Genomic DNA, 17,684 nt, shown 5'->3' with positions numbered 1-17,684 from the left:
CATATATTATTTCTCAAAAGACAGCAGTTTATATTGTTATAAAAGTCACAACCCTTTAATGTAAGTTTAGTGTTTATACTTTTATCAGTGATTCTCTTTAGGATAAATTTCCGTGTTTTTTGAAAAAATTAGACATGAAATAACCGTAAAAGCAGCATTTTTAATATTTTTGATCACCTTATTAGCTACGGTTGTCAGGCCCATGCTGATTGACCAAAGTGTCTACTTTACTTATATCGGTGCCTTAAACTCATTATTATTGGGCTCCATGTATTTGTATTTCAAACATACTAAACCTAAAGCTTGGCACCCCATGTTATTTGTATGTATGGGAGTGTTAATACTGTCTCCAATTACATTTATATCTGGTGGCGTAAATAGCCAGTTTGCATTTGTATTTCCTGTTATTCCTATTTTTATAACCTTGGTAGGTAACGCTAAATACACTTGGATAACGGCAATATTATTGTTTATTACCGTGATATTAATGTATCTAAATATGGATTTTTTCCCCGATTATACCTTTGAGACTGTTTCAGCGAATAAAACTGCATCTAGAGCAGTCTGGCTATGTTTGGCCATTTTACTTAGTACCACTTTTGGGGTGCAGTTAAGTCGTATTTACGGAACTTTAGGGAATAAAATTAGTGAGCAGGCTGCCACTGACCAACTTACAGCATTACATAATAGACATTCACTAATGCAGTCGTTACACACTATGTTACAAGACGCAAAAATCGAAGAAGGCTCACTTTCAGTAATGATGATTGATATAGACCACTTTAAGGCTATCAATGATAATTACGGCCATTTAGCGGGTGATAAATGTTTAAAGAAGATAGCTGAGTTAATCAAACAAAATGTAAGGGGCTCACAAGATTTAGCCGGCAGATATGGCGGTGAAGAATTTATAGTTGCCATAAAGGATATTAGCCCATCAAAAGCCAGTAACATAGCCAATAGTATTCGCACCGATATTGAAAAAACAGCCATATACTTTAATGATTTACAGAAAATAAATGTGACTGCCACTGTGGGTGTTTGCACCATAGAAAACTCAAAACTAGAATCTGTTGAGCAGCTAATTGGTCTGGCTGATGAGGCTTTGTATAAAGGCAAGCATAATGGTAGAAATCAGGTTGTAGTGGCATAGACTAGGCTGTGATACTTAAGCTAGTTACCGAATAAGTTAAGCGCCGATATTGATATATACCTTGGCAATTAAGCCTTGCTCTGGATGATTTGTTAGAGTCACATGCCCTGAGTGCATATCAACGATACGTTTGATAATAGCCAAGCCTAAACCTGAGCCTAAACTCCCCCTTGCTTTATCTCCTTGGGTAAAAGGTTCAAATAATCCTTGGATACAATCATCTGGAATACCCGGACCAAAGTCCCTAACAGAAAACCATAATGTTTGATTTTTTTTATCAAATCCAGAGTCAATTTCAATGTTATCACTGCCATAGCGAAACGCATTTTCAATAAGGTTATCCAGCACTCTTTTTAAGGCGACTCTTCTAATTAAAGTGTTAGGTATGGGGTTTAGGTTTAGCCGGATATTGTGATCTTCTTCGATATTTCTGGCTTGTACTGCGTCTTGAATTAGCTCATTAATATTGCCATTTTCTAGACATTCTTGCTGATCTTGACGAACATAATCTATGAATTGATCGATGATCTCATTCATATCTTCAATGTCATGCTCTATCCCTTCTTTTATCCAGTTTTGATCTTCTGGGAGCATTTCAGATGCAAGCCTAATGCGAGTTAATGGCGTACGTAAATCATGGGAAATACCAGCAGTTAACAGAGCTCTGTCATCCTCTAATTGTTTTATTCCCTTAGACATCTGATTAAAAGCACGGGTTACCGCTATCAACTCCGTGGAGCCTTCCTCTTTTAAAGCTTTAGGCACTTGGCCTCTTCCAACCTGCAGTGCTGCATCTTGCAAAGCCTGTAATGGACGGTTCAACCTACGCACAAAAATCAAGCTGCCACCTACACTTAAAATCCCTATCATCAGCAAATAAACCAAGTGGGGTGAGCCATCCCCTTGGCCAAGGCCTACCATAGGTATGGTTATCCAAATTGAGGGATCTTGTGGTGGGTTTACCCAATATAAATAAGGTTCACCTTGGGTGATCCTAACTTGCGCTGGTCCTCCTAGGTTTTCGGACATTTGCTTAGACCAAAGTTGATAAGGAATAGCTTGGTCTAAACCATGTTTAATCGCTTCGCTTTGGCTATACACCTTCATATTGGCAACATTGTAAAACCTTGGTTCTAGCACTGGGGTGTGGCTGTCGAGGTCTTCCACAAATGCCATTTTAATTTGGTTAGCTAATAAGTTGTTTATTTGCTTAACGTTTGGACTAACAAAATAGAAGGTAACAGAAACCAAAGACACCACTTGGTTAATCAATAACAAAATGGCGATAAGTAAAACCGTTTGGCCAAAGGCGCTTTTGGGAAATATCCGCATTAAACTAATTCAAAGGTGCGTAGCACATGTTTTATGTTTAGCTAAGGCTAACTAGCCTTACCTCCATCAGGCACAAATACATAGCCTAACCCCCACACTGTTTGGATATACCTAGGGTTGGTAGGGTCGTCTTCAAGCATACGGCGCAAACGAGAAACTTGCACATCTATGCTGCGCTCTAATGCACTGTAGTCTCGACCGCGGGCTAAATTCATAAGCTTGTCTCTAGAGAGTGGCTCTCTAGGGTGAGAAACCAAGGATTTTAACACCGCAAACTCACCACTGGTTAAAGTCATGGGAGTGCCATCTGCTACCATTTCACGAGTCCCTAAATTAAGTGAGTACTTACCAAACTCAATAATTTGCTCTTCAAGAGATGGTGCACCTGGGGCTTCTGTTGTTTTGCGCCTCAGCACGGCTTTAATTCTTGCGAGTAACTCTCTTGGGTTAAAAGGTTTAGGCAAGTAATCGTCAGCGCCCATTTCTAAGCCAATAATTCTGTCTACTTCGTCACCCTTGGCGGTTAACATGACAATAGGAATTTGATTATCTTTTTGTCTTAAACGGCGGCAGATAGATAGGCCATCTTCACCGGGCAGCATTAGATCTAAAACAATTAGGTGAAAGTTTTCACGCTCTAATAATCGGTCCATTTGCTCAGAGTTGGCTGCTACCCTTATTTGATAACCCTGCTCAACCAAATAACGCTCAAGTAAACTCCGTAAGCGCATATCGTCATCTACGACTAAAATTTTTGTTGTTTCTTGGCCCATCATTTCATCCACATATCAGAAAGTAATTACCTTATGTTAAACACTATATGTGAAAGGCTATAAATTCAAAAGGTTAGCAAGTGTATTGCATAGCTTGGATTGTTACAAAGTTTGTCAACTTCATCACAAGATTAGTGTGTCGCTCCCGCCCTCTTGGAGGCTCAATCTTCGCTAACCCAATCCATTTGAAAGCCAGCGCGGCGTTTTTTATCAAGAATTTCTTCTAATAGAGGCATTAACACTAGCTCCATGGCTAAGCCCATCTTCCCTCCGGGAACCACTATAGTGTTGATCCGTGACATAAATGAGCCGTCTATCATTTTAAGAAGAAATGGATAGTCGACATTTTTCATTTCTCGGCGAAAACGTACCACTACAAAACTTTCATCTTGGCTGGGGATTTCTCGGGCACTAAAGGGATTAGAGGTATCCACAGTTGGTACTCGCTGAAAATTAACATGGGTCCGGGAAAACTGCGGGGTTATGTATTGAAAGTAATCGTCTAGGCTGCGGACTATGCTACTCATTACCGCTTCACGGGAATGGCCTCTGTCTGTGGTATCGCGGACAATTTTTTGGATCCATTCTAAATTTACAATAGGTACTGTACCTACCAATAAATCCACATGTTTAGCCACATTCACTTCATCGTTTTTTACACCGCCGTGTAGGCCTTCGTAGAATAAAACATCGGTTTTTTCTGGTAAATCTTGCCAAGGTGTAAAAGTACCTGGCATTTGATTGAATGGCACTGCTTCATCAAAGGAGTGTAAATATTGTCTATGCTTACCTGTACCCGTTTCGCCGTATTCTTTAAACAGGGTTTCGAGCATTTCAAAATCATTGGCCTTGGGGCCAAAGTAACTAATATGCCTACCTTGCTCTTGGGCTTTGCGAATTTCCACTTCCATTTCTGGGCGAGTAAATCGATGAAAACTATCCCCAGCTACAATGGCAGCGTTCACCGACAAATTTCTAAAAATATGGCGAATAGCATTAGTAGTCGTTGTTGTACCCGCTCCAGATGAGCCAGTAATTGCAATTATGGGGTGTTTAACAGACATTCAATATTCTATATCAAGAAAAGAGCATCATTTATAAGCAAGCTTGGCACTTGGGTCAAGTACAACGTAAGATTCACCCAGTATTTTTATCACTCTATTTGGGGGTAAAAATGCTAATCAAGATGTAAACCAAGATGACTAATCAGTCATACTTTGAAATAAAAAACATAGTGCATAGGTCTTCAGTGGGCAGTAATGGTATTTATGCCATTAACATTAATTATTGTTTTGGAATAAGGTTTGTAAATACCATGAATGTAAAACGCGGAATTCTTGTTGTCCTCATATTAGCTTTGATAGGAGCATTTTTTGCTTTCGACTTAGGGCAGTATTTAACATTAGATAGTTTAAAAGCTAATCAACAACAGCTTGCAGAGTTTATTGAACAAAACTGGCTACAAGCTTTCTTTGGGTACCTCATACTATACGTCATAGTCACCGCCCTTAGCTTGCCAGGTGCAGCTATTTTAACACTTGGTGCAGGAGCACTATTTGGCTTAGGCTGGGGATTAGTGCTAGCTTCATTTGCTTCAACCATTGGTGCAACGCTAGCCTTTTTAGCATCTCGCTTCTTACTTAGAGACTGGGTTAAAAATAGCTTTAGTCAAAAAATTGCAGCCATAGATGCAGGCATTGAAAAAGACGGGGCCTTTTATTTATTAAGCCTACGCTTAGTGCCTTTATTTCCATTTTTCATTATCAATTTGGTAATGGGTGTCACGGGTATACGCACCATCACCTATTACTGGGTAAGCCAAGTGGGTATGTTAGCTGGCACCTTTGTGTTTGTGAATGCCGGTACCCAATTAGCGAATATTGAATCCCTATCTGGCATAGTTTCGCCCAATATCATCTTATCTTTTGTGTTGTTAGGTGTGTTCCCACTTATCGCGAAACTAATACTAAACGTAATCAAAACTCAACGCGTTTATAAAGGCTGGGAAAAGCCTAAAACCTTTGACCGCAACATGGTGGTCATAGGTGCAGGTTCAGCTGGTTTAGTGACAGCTTATATTGCGGCGGCGGTAAAAGCCTCTGTGACCCTTGTAGAAAAACACAAAATGGGCGGCGACTGCTTAAACACAGGTTGCGTACCTTCTAAAAGTTTACTCCATGCAAGTAAATTGGCTTATATGCATAAAGAATCAGAAAATTCAGGGGTAAATTACCAAGCGCCAGAAGTTGATTTTAAAGCGGTTATGGGTCAAGTACATAACGTAATCAAGTCTATAGAGCCCCATGACTCTGTGGAACGTTACGAGTCTTTAGGAGTAAACGTAGTAACAGGTAGCGCTACTATTGTGTCGCCTTGGCAGGTTGATATTCAGACCGAAAACGGAGTGCAGTCATTAACCACAAAGAACATAGTTATTGCTACTGGTGCCAGTGCATTTGTGCCTCCAATCCCAGGGTTGAAAGATGTAGATTATTTAACTGCTGAAAACCTCTGGAACCTAACAGAGCAACCTAAACGTTTAGTAGTACTTGGCGGTGGCCCTATTGGTAGTGAACTTTCTCAAGCCTTTGGTCGTTTAGGGACGCAAGTTACACAAATTGAAAAACATAACCAATTGTTAAGTAAAGAAGACCCAGATGCAGCCGAGCATTTATATAAGCAGTTAATTAAAGATGGGGTAGATGTACGTCTAAACACGACGGCTAAAGCCATAGAAAAAACAGCTGAAGGACAAGTGATTGTTCTTGAAAAAGACGGCGCGGAAGAGCGCGTAGCCTTTGACAAAATCTTAGTGGCGGTGGGCAGACAAGCAAACTTAAAAGGGTTTGGCCTAGAAAAACTAGGAATAGAAACCGACAGAACCATAATCACCAACGAAATGTTGCAGACTAAATATCCAAATATTTTAGCGGCAGGTGATGTAGCCGGCCCTTACCAGTTTACCCATACTGCGAGTCATCAGGCTTGGTATGCTGCGGTTAATGCATTATTTAGAGGCTTTAAAACCTTTAAAGTAGACTACAGCGTGATCCCTTGGGCTACCTTTACTGAGCCAGAAATTGCCACTGTAGGTTTAAATGAAACTGCCGCTAAAGAAAAAGGCGTTGCTTACGAAGTGAGCCGCTATGATATTGGTGGATTAGACAGAGCATTGGCAGACGACCACGCTAGAGGTTTTGTAAAAGTGCTTACCGTGCCAGGTAAAGATAAAATATTAGGCGCAACTATAGTTGGTGCCCATGCAGGTGAGTTATTAGCTGAGTTTGTATTAGCAATGAAGCATAACTTAGGTATGAACAAGTTATTGGGTACTATCCATATTTATCCGACCATGGCAGAAGCCAATAAAAATGTGGCAGGGGTATGGAAAAAAGCCAATGCACCAGAAGGCCTATTAAAGCTTGTTGAACGCTTTCACACCTGGAGAAGATCATAATGAATACTATGTACTCACTCACTAAAGGGGCGCTAAAAAGCTCCTTAATAGTCGCAGCTTTAGTGTTACTACCGAAAGCCTATGCCTTTGAACATAAACACTCGCAGTTCACCCAAATACTAGCTGATGTTGTAGTGGTGTCTGATGATAAAAAACAAACCCGCGTAAATTACGCCAAGTTAAGTGCAAATCCAAAAGCACTCAATACTTACTTAGCTAGCTTGTCTGCAGTGACTGAGCAAGAATACAAAACTTGGTCTGAAACGCAGCAACTGAGCTTTTTGATGAACGCTTACAATGGCTATACTCTAAAGTTAATTGTTGATAATTATGCAGATTTTGCTTCTGGTGAAGCAAAATCCATAAGAGATCTAGGCAGTATATTTAAAAGCCCGTGGAAAAAAGAGTTTTTTACCTTATTAGGCAAAAAGCGCCACTTAGATGCAATTGAGCATGGCATGATTAGAGAATGGTTTGCCTACCCAAGAATTCATGCAGCTTTAGTTTGTGCTGCAGTGAGCTGCCCACCATTACGTAATGAAGCCTTTGTAGCCGATAAGGTGGTTGCGCAACTTGATGATCAAATGACATTATTTTTAAGTGATGACTCACGAAATACCATTAATATTAAGGAAAAATCACTAGAACTGTCTCCCATATTTAAATGGTATGCAGATGACTTTGAAAAAGGTTACCAAGGCTTTAATAAGATTCAGGACTTGATACAGGCTTATGAAAAAGATATCGCCAACAACCCACAACAAGTTGAGTTTTTACAGACTCAAAATTTTGCTGTGGATTATTTAGACTACGACTGGCGCTTAAATGATATTTCAACTTTTTAACCTAAAGCTCGCCAGTATAGTGTTACTGGTGAGCTTTAGCGTATCTAATGTTGTAGCTGCAGCAGCTGAAACATTAGATGCGTCTAGTCCTCAATGGCAACAGACCCTCAAGAATGCTAAAGGTAAGTCAGTTTACTTTTATGCTTGGGGAGGCTCTAAGTCAGTTAACGAGTATTTACGCTGGGCTAAAAGAGAAATAGCAAAGCAGTATGGCGTGAGGTTAATACATGTAAAAGTTACTGACCCAGGTGAAGCTGTTTCTCGTTTGAAAGCAGAGAATGGCCGTACCAGCGCCATTGATTTAACTTGGATAAATGGTGAAAACTTTGCCTACCTTAAGCAGCATGACCATTTACTAGGTAACTTGTGGTCGAGTATTCCTAATACCGCCAAGCTAGCCACTGATGACCTACCTATCACCGTTGATTTTGGTGAGCCTATGGACGGTTATGAGGTGCCTTGGGGCATAGGCCAGTTCAATTTAATCGCTGAGGAATCGGTGTTCTCTAATGCTCAGTTTAGTGCAGATGACTTATTAACTATTGCTCGCAGTAACCCTGAAACCTTGACCTACCCAAGGCCTCCCGAGTTTCACGGCTCTACCTTTTTAAAGCAGCTTTTGGTAAACCTAACCCAAGCAGATCAACGCTTATACCTTGCAGCGACTCAAGAAGCGCAAGAAGAGTTGCTACCAATACTTTGGACTTATTTAGATAAATTACATCCACTTTTATGGCAGCAAGGGACAGCATTTCCTACATCTTCTGCAGAACAATTTTTGCTATACCAACAAAAAAGCTTAGCTATGGCTGTGTCTTTTAATCCTAACCAATGGATAAAAGAGAAAGCCACTAAACAAATCTCAAGCTCAAGTGTGAGGCGTTCATTTATTGATGGTGCTATCACCAATAGTCATAATTTAGCTATACCCAAATTTGCGCCCAATCCCGAGGCTGCAAAAGTAGTCATTAACTTTATGTTAAGTGAGCAAGCTCAGCAGCAAAAATTTGCTGGAGAGTGGGGAGACCCATCCGTGCTTAAGTCTATGTTTAACAGCCGCTCATCATTACAAGCCCACGCTGAGCCCCATAGCTCATGGCAATTAATTCTTGAGGATGCATGGCAACAACGTTACGGCGGCTAGGTGGAGTATTAGGCTGGTGCCTTGTACTCTTTATTGCCAGCCTACCTCTGTGGGGAATTTTATTTGGACTATGGCCTGATTCGGATACAGCCATAGCCGATTTTTTACGATTGCTAGCCTATCAGGGCCTAGCTTTGTCCCTTTGGCAGAGTATTTTTAGTGCTGTGTTTAGCAGTTTAGTCTCTTTGTACATTGCATTTTTGATCTATAGCCAATATCAGTCACCCTCTAAAGTTGGGGCCTCTTGGCTTGAAAAATATCTATCTCCCTTATTATCCTTACCCCACTTAGCCATTGCCTTAGGATTAGTGTTTTTATTTAGTGAGTCTGGCGTCATGTTTACGGGTAGTGATACTGGCTTACCCCGTAAAGGATTATCGACTTTTATCTTGGCCATTATAATTAAAGAAGTACCATTCTTTTTACTCATTCTAATTGCAATAGGCAGGCAGTTACCTATACATGCTTGGTTATTGCAAGGTCGAGCTCTGGGCCATAGTAGTACCACCAGCTGGTGGTTATTAGTATTCCCCAATATGCTAAAACAAGTACGTTTGGCTTTACTAGCGGCATCTGCCTATACCTTGTCAGTAGTGGATATGAACCTACTTGTTGGCCCAAATATCCCAGAGTTATTCGCTGTATCTGTGTACCGCTGGCAATCGAGTTTCAGCCCAGGCGACCAAGCGTTAGGTTTTTGGGCTAATGTGTTGCTATTGTTGCTTTTGGTGGTATCTATTGCCCTATTATATGGTCACGAGAAAATGGTTAACGGTGCTCTGAAGCATTGGGCAAGCTTAGGCCGACAAGTTCGCTTAGGAGTAGTTAAAGGCATAGGCCGGTTATGGTTACCGACCTCTGGGCTAATTACCTTACTTATGGTTTTGGTATTTTCACTGTGGTCTTTAAATGTTAATTGGCATAGCGAAACTGCTAGCTTAGCCAGTTTGAACACCCATTTATGGCAAGACGAATGGCTCTTTGTGGCTTTGCCATTACAAAATGCGCTGCTAATTGGCGTAGGTGCAGCAATGCTAGGAATTGGCTTTGCCTTGCTGGCTTTAGAGCTACAAAGGCAAAAGGGCCGCTATTTACCTGACTATATTTGGTTACTTGGTATTTTACTGCCTCAGCTTAGTATGGTGTTGGGCTGGCAGGTGTTACATATTGGGTTAGAAGGGCAATATCATAATGGATGGGTGATGTTCGCCCACCTTCCCTTTACATTTAGTTACGCATATTTGGTATTAAAAGGGCCTTTTAATAGCATAGATCCTAATTACGAATTAATAGCTGCAAGCTTTGGGTACTCCCCTTGGCAGCGCTGGTGGAAAATACGTTTTAGATTACTGCTTCCAGCTGTTTTATCTGCCTTTGCCATTACATTTGCAGTTAGCATCGCCCAGTACATTCCTACTTTAATGATAGGTGCAGGAAGAGTTACCACTATAACCACAGAGGCAGTTGCCATAGGTACAGGTAGCCAACAAGACGTAGCGGCACTGTATATTTTGCTGCAATCTTTTTTACCCTTAGCCGCTTTTTTAGTCACTGCATTTTTGTCGAGTCGCATTGCAGGGCCAAAACATACAAATATTGGGAATATCTAGATGTTGAGTATCAAAAACTGCCAAATTAGCAGCGAAAAATGGCAAATTAGCCTCCCAGAAATACAATTAAATTCAGATGAGTTATTAGTCATTATTGGCCCTAGCGGTATTGGTAAGTCAACCTTGTTACATTGGTTGTTAGGCAATCAGCCTAAGCATGTAAACATAAGCGGTCAGGTTTTGATTGATGGCCAAGATGTGAGTCTATTGGCTGTGGAAAATCGCCACATTGGCCTGCTAATGCAGGACGTTTTTTTGTTTCCCCACCTTAGTGTTACAGATAATATTTGCTTCGCTTTACCTAAAAGTGCTGAGTTTGCATCAAAGAAACAACGCTACAACAAAGCCCAAAAAATGCTTGAACAAATTAACCTAGAGCACCTTAGCAAGCGTTATCCTCAATCTTTAAGTGGAGGCGAACGCTCTCGAGTAGGCTTAGTAAGAGCATTAGCGAATCAACCCAAAGTAATGTTACTCGACGAGCCCTTTGCAGCCCTTGATCCAAGTAACCGAGAAAAAATAGGTAACTGGGCGTTTCAACAATTAGCACAACAGGCCATTCCAAGCATAATGGTGACCCATGACCTTAACGATATACCAGCATCTGCTAAACAACTTAATTTGGCTGACTATTACCAGTCAAAAGACACACAATAGAGTAACGACTTTATGATAGATCCATTACTAAATAAGCTACTAAGGTCTCCCTTAGCGATAATAGTTAAGCCTTTAATTGCCGCCGGAATTACCGCAAATCAAGTCACAGTTGCAGGGTTCATATTAGGCATGCTGGCTGTGCCTGCTATCATTTCAGAGCACTTTACCCTAGCCCTTATTTTGATTTTAATAAATCGAATTTGTGATGGATTAGACGGAGCAATTGCTAGGCAAACCCAAACATCGGATGCCGGTGGCTTTTTAGATATCAGCCTAGATTTTATATTTTACTCTGCCGTTGTGTTTGCTTTTGTAGTGAGTCACCCGGAGCAAAATGCCATTGCGGGTAGTTTTCTAATGTTGTCTTTTACTGCCACAGGAAGCTGCTTTTTAGCGTTTGCATCCATGGCCTGTAAATACGATATGCAAAATCCTGAATACCCTAATAAAAGCCTGCATTACATGGGCGGTTTAGCAGAAGGCTTCGAAACCATAGTTGTATTGTGTTTGTTTTGTATTTTCCCGCAATACTTTGTGCCAATAGCTCTGGTCTATGCCGTCATGTGCTGGATAACTACTGGAGTCAGAATTATCACTGGGTATCAGACTCTCAAAAAAGTTAACGTCACTGAATCAAACTGAAGGTAGCGAGTACGAATAGTAAGTTAATCGCGTTTCAACTATCTAAGCTCAGCTCAACCCTCTATTATAGGTGGCTGATTATAAGTCATTTGTAAGAGAAGTAGTCTTGAATTTAAGCTTGCCCCGGTTATTCCTATTTATATGTTTGTTAACAGCTTGCGAGCGAGCACAATTTAAAGACCAAGTGACCCAAACTTACGGTCTTGCTGATAGAAGTTCAGAATATCGTGCTCTGGTAAGCAAAAACCCAAAGGAGCTAAGTGGTGAGCAGCTATACAACCGCACGCTTACCCTTTGGGATATCCCTTATCGTGAATTAAAGCTCCCCACTTCAAACGGTAGTGCCCACGTTTTAGTTTCAGGACCTGTTGATGGTAAACCTATTGTGTTACTCCATGGAATGAGCGTAGATTCTACTATGTGGTACCCCAATATTAAGGCCCTTTCAGAGCATTATAGAGTATACGCCATTGATGATATTTGGGGCGCTGGTAAATCTACACCTAGCCATGAAGATACAGAGATAACAACTTTAGTGGCTTGGTATTTTGAAGTATTTGAACTGCTACAACTGCAACAAATAAATCTGATTGGCGCATCTCAAGGGGGGTGGATAGCCACAAACTTAGCCCTTAGCGCCCCAGAACGATTTGATACTCTAGTTTTACTAAGCCCAGCTCAAACTATCACTTGGCTTGAACCCAGTTTAGATATTCTTGCTAATATGTGGTTTAAATTAAACCCAGAGCGAGATGGCCTTGAAGATAATTTAGAAACCTTATCTAGTCGCGTAGAGAATATTGATATTCTGTATAAAGACCGTTTTTTTAGCACCATTAAAAACGAACCAAGATCGCCTATCCTTTTGGATATGCAACCTTTTAACGATGCGCAATTATCAAGGTTATCTATGCCAGTATTACTTTTAGTAGGAGATGATGATTTAGTTAACGACTTGGACACAGTGCAACAAGCCAATAAAATATTGCCAAATGTTCAGGCTGAAATCATTCAGGAAAGTGGCCATTTTATTAACGCTGACCAAGCAGATTTAGTAAACAGGAAAATCTTAGCCTTTTTAAAAAATGAAAGTTAACTGATACCGCATACTTTGGCAGCAACAAGCTTGAAAAGATTAGCGTGCCAATGGACACTTATTTCAATAGTTAGTGTCCATAGGAACTAAAGTGATATTAATGTATAACGAGTAAAGATTGTTAATCAGCAAAATATATTAGGGAGGTTATCAACCTTGAATGAACTAACACCCAAGTCTATAGGATGCCCATATTGTGGTGAAACCATCAAAGTTTTACTAGATGCATCTGATGTTGCCGAGCAATACATTGAAGATTGCCAAGTATGCTGCAGACCAATTAGCTTTTTGGTTTATGAAAGTATGGATGGCGAGCTTGATGTTAATGTGTACAGTGAAGATGATGTGTTTTAGCACTACACCATTAATGCATTTACAAAACTCTTCAATTGACCCGCTTCTTTAATTATAAAAACCACTGATACCATAACGGGTTACACCAGTTATCACTTTAGGTTAGAGTCTCTTGGGTTGTTTCTATTTTTAGGCTTATTTTAGCATGTCGCACGTTTTATCTGTAAAAGCTGTCTTACCTGGGCTAACTGTTTCAATCATTGTGGGCTTAGCAGCGCTATTTTTAAGTGAGCATTATGGCGCGCCAGCCATGTTATTTGCCTTATTACTGGGCATAGCCATGTCATTTTTATATGAAGACACCCAATGTAAGCAAGGTGTTGAGTTTGCAGCAAACCATGTATTACGAATAGGTGTTGCTTTACTAGGGTTTAGGGTTGCATTTGGTGACTTGCTAACACTAGGGTGGAAAACCGCACTGTTATTAGTGTTTGCTATCCTAAGCACAATTACCATAGGCGTAGTCTTGTCCAAAGCCCTAGGTTTAAATAAACGCTTTGGGGTGTTAACTGGCGGGGCTGTGGGGATCTGCGGTGCATCAGCGGCTATGGCCATTTCGGCAATTCTTCCTAACGACAAACATAAAGACAGAGACACCCTTTTAACTGTGATTGGGGTCACCTCTTTATCGACCATATCTATGATTTTGTACCCAGTTATTGCCGATGCTTTAGGGTTAAACCATACAGAAACTAGCATCTTTTTAGGGGGAACAATCCATGACGTTGCGCAAGTAGTAGGAGCCGGGTACTCAGTGTCTGAACAAACCGGAGATCTCGCCACCTTAACCAAGTTAGTAAGAGTCTCTTTTTTAATGCCAGTAGTACTTTGTATATTGTTGTTATTAAAACTAAATTTAGATAAAGATCTTGAAGCTAAAAGCCCCAAATTCCCTGCTTTTTTAATCGTATTTGTATGCTTAATGACATTAAACAGTATGTTAGACATTCCAGCTTTTGTTACCCAAGCAGCAACTGATTTTTCTCGCTATGCCCTGGTCATTTCAATTGCTGCCATAGGTATGAAGTCAAACTTAAGACAAATTTTAACCGTCGGCCTTAAACCTATTTTCTTGCTGTTATTTGAAACTATTTGGATTGCCCTAGTGATTTTGTTGGCGTTACCTTATTTGTAACCTGTAAGTTTTACCTTAGACAACTTTGGATGATGGGCCATAAACATTGTTTTTAGACTTTTTCCACAGCTGCCCTTAACTCACATTTACCTTAATTTGCACAAGCTAGGTGGCTTTTAGTCGTTGCATTTTTCATCAATTCCTGCAATATTGTCCTACAATTATTGTTGAACAATATTAAAAATCCAGATGAATATATCTAAAGACGTTAAACCAGAAGACAAGATCATCCCCTTAAAACATTACGGGCGCTGGATAAGTGGCGCCTTGGTTATAGTGCTTCTAGGTTTAATTGTTAGGGCATTCATTTATGGGCAAATAGATTGGAGCATAGTGCAGCAGTTCTTTTTTGCTGACACCTTACTAAAAGGGCTAGGCAACACTTTACTATTAACCATTTGCTCCATGGCTATTGGGCTAGTATTAGGTATATTGTTTGCAGTAATGAGAATGTCTGACAACCCTGTTACGCGTGGTTTTGCAGGGCTTTATATTTGGATATTCCGCGGCACACCTATTTATCTGCAACTGCTTATTTGGTTCAACTTGGCTTTAATATTTCCAGTGCTAAACCTTGGTTTTGTTGAGTATCAAATGGTGGATCTTATGACACCATTTTGTGCCGCCCTTTTAGGGTTAGGCATTAACGAAGGTGCCTACATGACCGAAATTGTACGTAGCGGCATATTATCCGTAGATAAAGGGCAAATGGACGCATCAGCCTCTTTGGGGATGAATCGCTTAACCGCTATGCGCCGCATCATATTACCCCAAGCAATGCGTGTAATTGTTCCACCCGTTGGTAATGAATTTATTGGCTTACTTAAAACTTCGTCTATGGCGTCTGCTATTGCTTTTGCTGAAATCCTATATCACGCCCAGCTTATTTACTTTGTAAATGCCAAAGTCATGGAGTTACTCATAGTAGCAACCGCTTGGTATTTAATAGTGGTTACCCTACTCACGATTGTTCAAGGGTTTGTAGAGCGTTATTTTAATCGTGGCCACGAACACAACACAAAGCGTTCTATGTTTACTATATTCATGTCCACAGTTCGCTTGAATCGACCAACAAAAGGAGCGTAACGTGTACATGCTCAAAGCTGAAAATGTTCGTAAATCCTATGGTAAAAACGAAGTACTAAAAGGAATAAACTTAGAGATTGCAGCGGGTGAGGTTACATGTTTACTAGGTCCTTCAGGCTCTGGAAAAAGTACTTTTCTGCGCTGTATTAACCGTTTAGAAAAAATTGACTCCGGTAGAATTTATATCGAAAACGAACTCGTTGGTGTCCGTCAACACAATGGAAAGCTGTACGAACAAACCGACAAAGAAGTGTGTAAGCTTCGGGAAAAAGCCGGTATGGTTTTTCAACATTTCAATTTATTTCCCCACCTAACAGTATTACAAAACCTCATTGAAGGCCCTGTAATAGTGCGCAAAGAAAGCCGCAAAGTTGCTACTGAGCGTGCACTAGGGCTATTAGAAAAAGTAGGTATGCTGAAGTTTAAAGATGCTTATCCTAAGCAGCTATCTGGTGGACAACAACAACGTGTTGCCATTGCTCGCTCACTAAATATGGAACCGTCATTAATGCTCTTTGATGAGCCTACCAGTGCTTTAGATCCAGAGCTAGTGGGCGAAGTACTTACCACAATGAAAGACTTAGCCGCATCGGGAATGACTATGATAGTCGTCACCCACGAAATTCAATTTGCGCAAAATGTTGCTACCAATGTTGTTTTTATGGATGGGGGATATGTGATTGAACAGGGTAGACCTAACGACATTCTAGTTAACCCTCAACACCCACGAACCCAAGAATTTTTAAGTAATGTTAGCTAGCAGGCACACCATCAGAATGCACCAAAGAGGACTCCCATGTTAAGTGATTTTATTAAAGCGCTGTCTGCTATCTGCTTTGCAGCAATGGCCTTATCGAACACAGCAATAGCACAAAGCAGCCATGATCGATTACCGCAATCCATTAAAGATAAAGGTGAAATAATCATTGGGATAAATGCTATTTATCCGCCAATGGAATACGTTGATTTAGGTACGGGCGTCCTTACTGGGTTTGATGTAGAGCTTGCACAGGCCTTAGGCACAGAGCTCAAGATCGACATAAAATTCGAAAACCAAAAATTTGACCAACTTATCAATTCTGTAAATACAAGCCGTGTTGACATGGTAATGTCTGGTCTTTCGGATAACGCTAAACGCAGAGAAACTCTAGACTTTATTGATTACTTCAACACAGGTACTCAAGTTTTTACAACCCGCCGCTTTTCGACACAAATCAGAAAAATTGCAGATATCAGCGGCAAACTATTGGCAGTTTCTGGCGCAACCGATTACTTAACGACAGTACAAAAATGGAGTGCTGATAACCTTGAAGCGAAAGGCATGCCTGCAATCAATATTATGGCGGTTGACTCAGCACCAACCGCTAGGCTGCAAATGATTCAGGGGCGAGCTCAGGCTTCGGCAGTGAGCCCAGAGGTTTTAGGTTGGGTTATCAAGCAAGCGCCAGGTACCTTTGTACCTGTTGGGCCGGTATTAGACCCAGCCCCATACGGTATTGCATTTACCAAAACAAACACCCAACTACGAGACGCCGTATTCTTTGCCATGCAGGCTTTGTTTAATAACGGTACTTATCAGGCTTTACTTGCTAAGTGGGAAATAACAGCTGGCACTTTAAGCACCCCTCTGATTAACGGTAAAAAGCCCGTACTTCATTAATCACTGCCTAGGGGAACAGCCAAACACTTGCAGCAAAACATATAAAAATTGAGTTGATTACGCCGTTTATGAAGAGTTTTACACTTGGGATTTTAACATTAGGGCAAGCGCCTCGCGAAGACATAGTACCCACTTTTCAGGCCATACTTGGGGGCAATACTAATTACGTACAAGCTGGCGCCCTTGATGGGTTGTCTCTCACGCAAATAGCAGAATTAAAAACCAATAACGCCCGAGAAGGTATCGAAACACGCTTGTTAGGTGGTGACTCAGTGTTAGTGCAGAAACAACAGCTCATAGATAAACTCAAGCTCAAGGCGACTCAATTAGCAACACGTTGCGACATATCATTTTTGCTGTGCTCTGGTAGGTTTCCCGAGTTAAAGCAGTCTCACCCATTTTTATTACAACCAATTGACTATTTAAAACCTATTGTGAAATCAGCGGCAACCGGACGCTGCCTATGCATTATAGGGCCAGAGTCAGATATGGAAATGGCGCCCAGTCAGTGGCGTGAATGTGCTGGCGAAGTAGTCACTGCGGCCGCATCACCTTATGACCATTTTGAATTACTGGCCGGCGCAGCCAAAAGAGCTAAAGCCATTGGCGCTGATATTATTTTTATGGACGACATGGGCTTTACTGAAACCCAGCGACAACTAGTTCGCACTGTGTCGGGAGTGAGCACCATTAACGCAACCAGCTTGTTTGCACGAATCATTGAAGAAATACGTTAAGAG

17 protein-coding genes are annotated in these 17,684 nt (G+C 40.9%); 14 read left to right on the top strand and 3 right to left on the bottom strand.

Annotation, left to right across the window (positions count from 1 at the left end):
* The first annotated feature begins 112 nt into the window (after window positions 1–112).
* Complete coding sequence (locus tag ACMUMK_RS14610; RefSeq protein ID WP_414701880.1) at window positions 113–1,153, top strand: GGDEF domain-containing protein; 1,041 nt, start codon at window positions 113–115, stop codon at window positions 1,151–1,153.
* Window positions 1,154–1,189: 36 nt separating this feature from the next.
* Here ACMUMK_RS14610 and envZ read toward each other — a convergent pair whose 3' ends face one another.
* From envZ to ACMUMK_RS14595, 3 genes are all read right to left on the bottom strand, one after another.
* Window positions 1,190–2,485 carry a two-component system sensor histidine kinase EnvZ gene (envZ, locus tag ACMUMK_RS14605; protein ID WP_414701879.1) on the bottom strand — a complete coding sequence of 432 codons (1,296 nt, stop codon included), beginning with the start codon at window positions 2,483–2,485 and terminating at the stop codon, window positions 1,190–1,192.
* Window positions 2,486–2,532: 47 nt separating this feature from the next.
* Window positions 2,533–3,261, bottom strand: coding sequence for a two-component system response regulator OmpR (gene ompR / locus ACMUMK_RS14600; RefSeq protein WP_414701878.1), 729 nt, complete (start codon window positions 3,259–3,261; stop codon window positions 2,533–2,535).
* 158 nt (window positions 3,262–3,419) lie between these two features.
* Window positions 3,420–4,322, bottom strand: a complete 903-nt coding sequence (locus ACMUMK_RS14595) for a phosphoribulokinase (protein ID WP_414701877.1) — start codon at window positions 4,320–4,322, stop codon at window positions 3,420–3,422.
* A gap of 251 nt (window positions 4,323–4,573) precedes the next feature.
* Here ACMUMK_RS14595 and ACMUMK_RS14590 point away from each other — a divergent pair, with 251 nt between their 5' ends.
* The 13 genes from ACMUMK_RS14590 to ACMUMK_RS14530 all read left to right on the top strand — a co-directional run bounded on the left by ACMUMK_RS14590 (window position 4,574) and on the right by ACMUMK_RS14530 (window position 17,681).
* Entirely contained in the window at window positions 4,574–6,715 is a 2,142-nt protein-coding gene (locus tag ACMUMK_RS14590) for an FAD-dependent oxidoreductase (protein WP_414702020.1), read from the top strand.
* Complete coding sequence (locus ACMUMK_RS14585; RefSeq protein WP_414701876.1) at window positions 6,715–7,560, top strand: DUF547 domain-containing protein; 846 nt, start codon at window positions 6,715–6,717, stop codon at window positions 7,558–7,560. The genes ACMUMK_RS14590 and ACMUMK_RS14585 overlap by 1 nt, the downstream gene beginning before the upstream one ends.
* Window positions 7,541–8,704 carry an ABC transporter substrate-binding protein gene (locus ACMUMK_RS14580; RefSeq protein ID WP_414701875.1) on the top strand — a complete coding sequence of 388 codons (1,164 nt, stop codon included), beginning with the start codon at window positions 7,541–7,543 and terminating at the stop codon, window positions 8,702–8,704. Before ACMUMK_RS14585 ends, ACMUMK_RS14580 begins: the two co-directional genes overlap by 20 nt.
* Window positions 8,680–10,314 carry an ABC transporter permease subunit gene (locus ACMUMK_RS14575; protein ID WP_414701874.1) on the top strand — a complete coding sequence of 545 codons (1,635 nt, stop codon included), beginning with the start codon at window positions 8,680–8,682 and terminating at the stop codon, window positions 10,312–10,314. The genes ACMUMK_RS14580 and ACMUMK_RS14575 overlap by 25 nt, the downstream gene beginning before the upstream one ends.
* Window positions 10,315–10,971, top strand: a complete 657-nt coding sequence (locus ACMUMK_RS14570; RefSeq protein ID WP_414701873.1) for an ATP-binding cassette domain-containing protein — start codon at window positions 10,315–10,317, stop codon at window positions 10,969–10,971.
* 12 nt (window positions 10,972–10,983) lie between these two features.
* Window positions 10,984–11,613: a CDP-alcohol phosphatidyltransferase family protein gene (locus ACMUMK_RS14565; RefSeq protein ID WP_414701872.1), complete on the top strand. Its 630-nt coding sequence runs from the start codon at window positions 10,984–10,986 to the stop codon at window positions 11,611–11,613.
* 106 nt (window positions 11,614–11,719) lie between these two features.
* The gene (locus tag ACMUMK_RS14560; protein WP_414701871.1) at window positions 11,720–12,709 is read left to right on the top strand and encodes an alpha/beta fold hydrolase; all 990 of its coding nucleotides are present in this window, start codon (window positions 11,720–11,722) and stop codon (window positions 12,707–12,709) included.
* 156 nt (window positions 12,710–12,865) lie between these two features.
* Entirely contained in the window at window positions 12,866–13,063 is a 198-nt protein-coding gene (locus tag ACMUMK_RS14555; protein ID WP_133469925.1) for a CPXCG motif-containing cysteine-rich protein, read from the top strand.
* 145 nt (window positions 13,064–13,208) lie between these two features.
* Window positions 13,209–14,198, top strand: coding sequence for a YeiH family protein (locus ACMUMK_RS14550; RefSeq protein ID WP_414701870.1), 990 nt, complete (start codon window positions 13,209–13,211; stop codon window positions 14,196–14,198).
* A gap of 189 nt (window positions 14,199–14,387) precedes the next feature.
* Window positions 14,388–15,284, top strand: a complete 897-nt coding sequence (locus tag ACMUMK_RS14545) for an amino acid ABC transporter permease (protein ID WP_414701869.1) — start codon at window positions 14,388–14,390, stop codon at window positions 15,282–15,284.
* 7 nt (window positions 15,285–15,291) lie between these two features.
* Window positions 15,292–16,044, top strand: a complete 753-nt coding sequence (locus ACMUMK_RS14540; protein WP_414702019.1) for an amino acid ABC transporter ATP-binding protein — start codon at window positions 15,292–15,294, stop codon at window positions 16,042–16,044.
* A gap of 36 nt (window positions 16,045–16,080) precedes the next feature.
* Window positions 16,081–16,944, top strand: a complete 864-nt coding sequence (locus ACMUMK_RS14535) for an ABC transporter substrate-binding protein (protein WP_414701868.1) — start codon at window positions 16,081–16,083, stop codon at window positions 16,942–16,944.
* Between the two features lie 68 nt (window positions 16,945–17,012).
* Entirely contained in the window at window positions 17,013–17,681 is a 669-nt protein-coding gene (locus ACMUMK_RS14530; protein WP_414701867.1) for an AroM family protein, read from the top strand.
* Window positions 17,682–17,684 lie beyond the last annotated feature (3 nt).

Origin of the sequence: Paraglaciecola sp. 2405UD69-4 (assembly GCF_047525415.1) — a bacterium.
Lineage (GTDB): Bacteria > Pseudomonadota > Gammaproteobacteria > Enterobacterales > Alteromonadaceae > Paraglaciecola.
Note: the sequence above shows the minus strand (reverse complement) of the source record. Positions and strands in the feature narration are given on the sequence as shown.

Bases quoted from the DNA above. Each gene is read 5' to 3' on its own strand.
- ACMUMK_RS14535 (WP_414701868.1), top strand. From the start codon at position 16,081: ATGTTAAGTGATTTTATTAAAGCGCTGTCTGCTATCTGCTTTGCAGCA.
- ACMUMK_RS14540 (WP_414702019.1), top strand. From the start codon at position 15,292: ATGCTCAAAGCTGAAAATGTTCGTAAATCCTATGGTAAAAACGAAGTA.
- ACMUMK_RS14545 (WP_414701869.1), top strand. From the start codon at position 14,388: ATGAATATATCTAAAGACGTTAAACCAGAAGACAAGATCATCCCCTTA.
- envZ (WP_414701879.1), bottom strand. From the start codon at position 2,485: ATGCGGATATTTCCCAAAAGCGCCTTTGGCCAAACGGTTTTACTTATC.
- ompR (WP_414701878.1), bottom strand. From the start codon at position 3,261: ATGATGGGCCAAGAAACAACAAAAATTTTAGTCGTAGATGACGATATG.
- ACMUMK_RS14550 (WP_414701870.1), top strand. From the start codon at position 13,209: ATGTCGCACGTTTTATCTGTAAAAGCTGTCTTACCTGGGCTAACTGTT.
- ACMUMK_RS14585 (WP_414701876.1), top strand. From the start codon at position 6,715: ATGAATACTATGTACTCACTCACTAAAGGGGCGCTAAAAAGCTCCTTA.
- ACMUMK_RS14590 (WP_414702020.1), top strand. From the start codon at position 4,574: ATGAATGTAAAACGCGGAATTCTTGTTGTCCTCATATTAGCTTTGATA.
- ACMUMK_RS14575 (WP_414701874.1), top strand. From the start codon at position 8,680: ATGGCAACAACGTTACGGCGGCTAGGTGGAGTATTAGGCTGGTGCCTT.
- ACMUMK_RS14530 (WP_414701867.1), top strand. From the start codon at position 17,013: ATGAAGAGTTTTACACTTGGGATTTTAACATTAGGGCAAGCGCCTCGC.
- ACMUMK_RS14565 (WP_414701872.1), top strand. From the start codon at position 10,984: ATGATAGATCCATTACTAAATAAGCTACTAAGGTCTCCCTTAGCGATA.
- ACMUMK_RS14570 (WP_414701873.1), top strand. From the start codon at position 10,315: ATGTTGAGTATCAAAAACTGCCAAATTAGCAGCGAAAAATGGCAAATT.
- ACMUMK_RS14595 (WP_414701877.1), bottom strand. From the start codon at position 4,322: ATGTCTGTTAAACACCCCATAATTGCAATTACTGGCTCATCTGGAGCG.
- ACMUMK_RS14580 (WP_414701875.1), top strand. From the start codon at position 7,541: ATGATATTTCAACTTTTTAACCTAAAGCTCGCCAGTATAGTGTTACTG.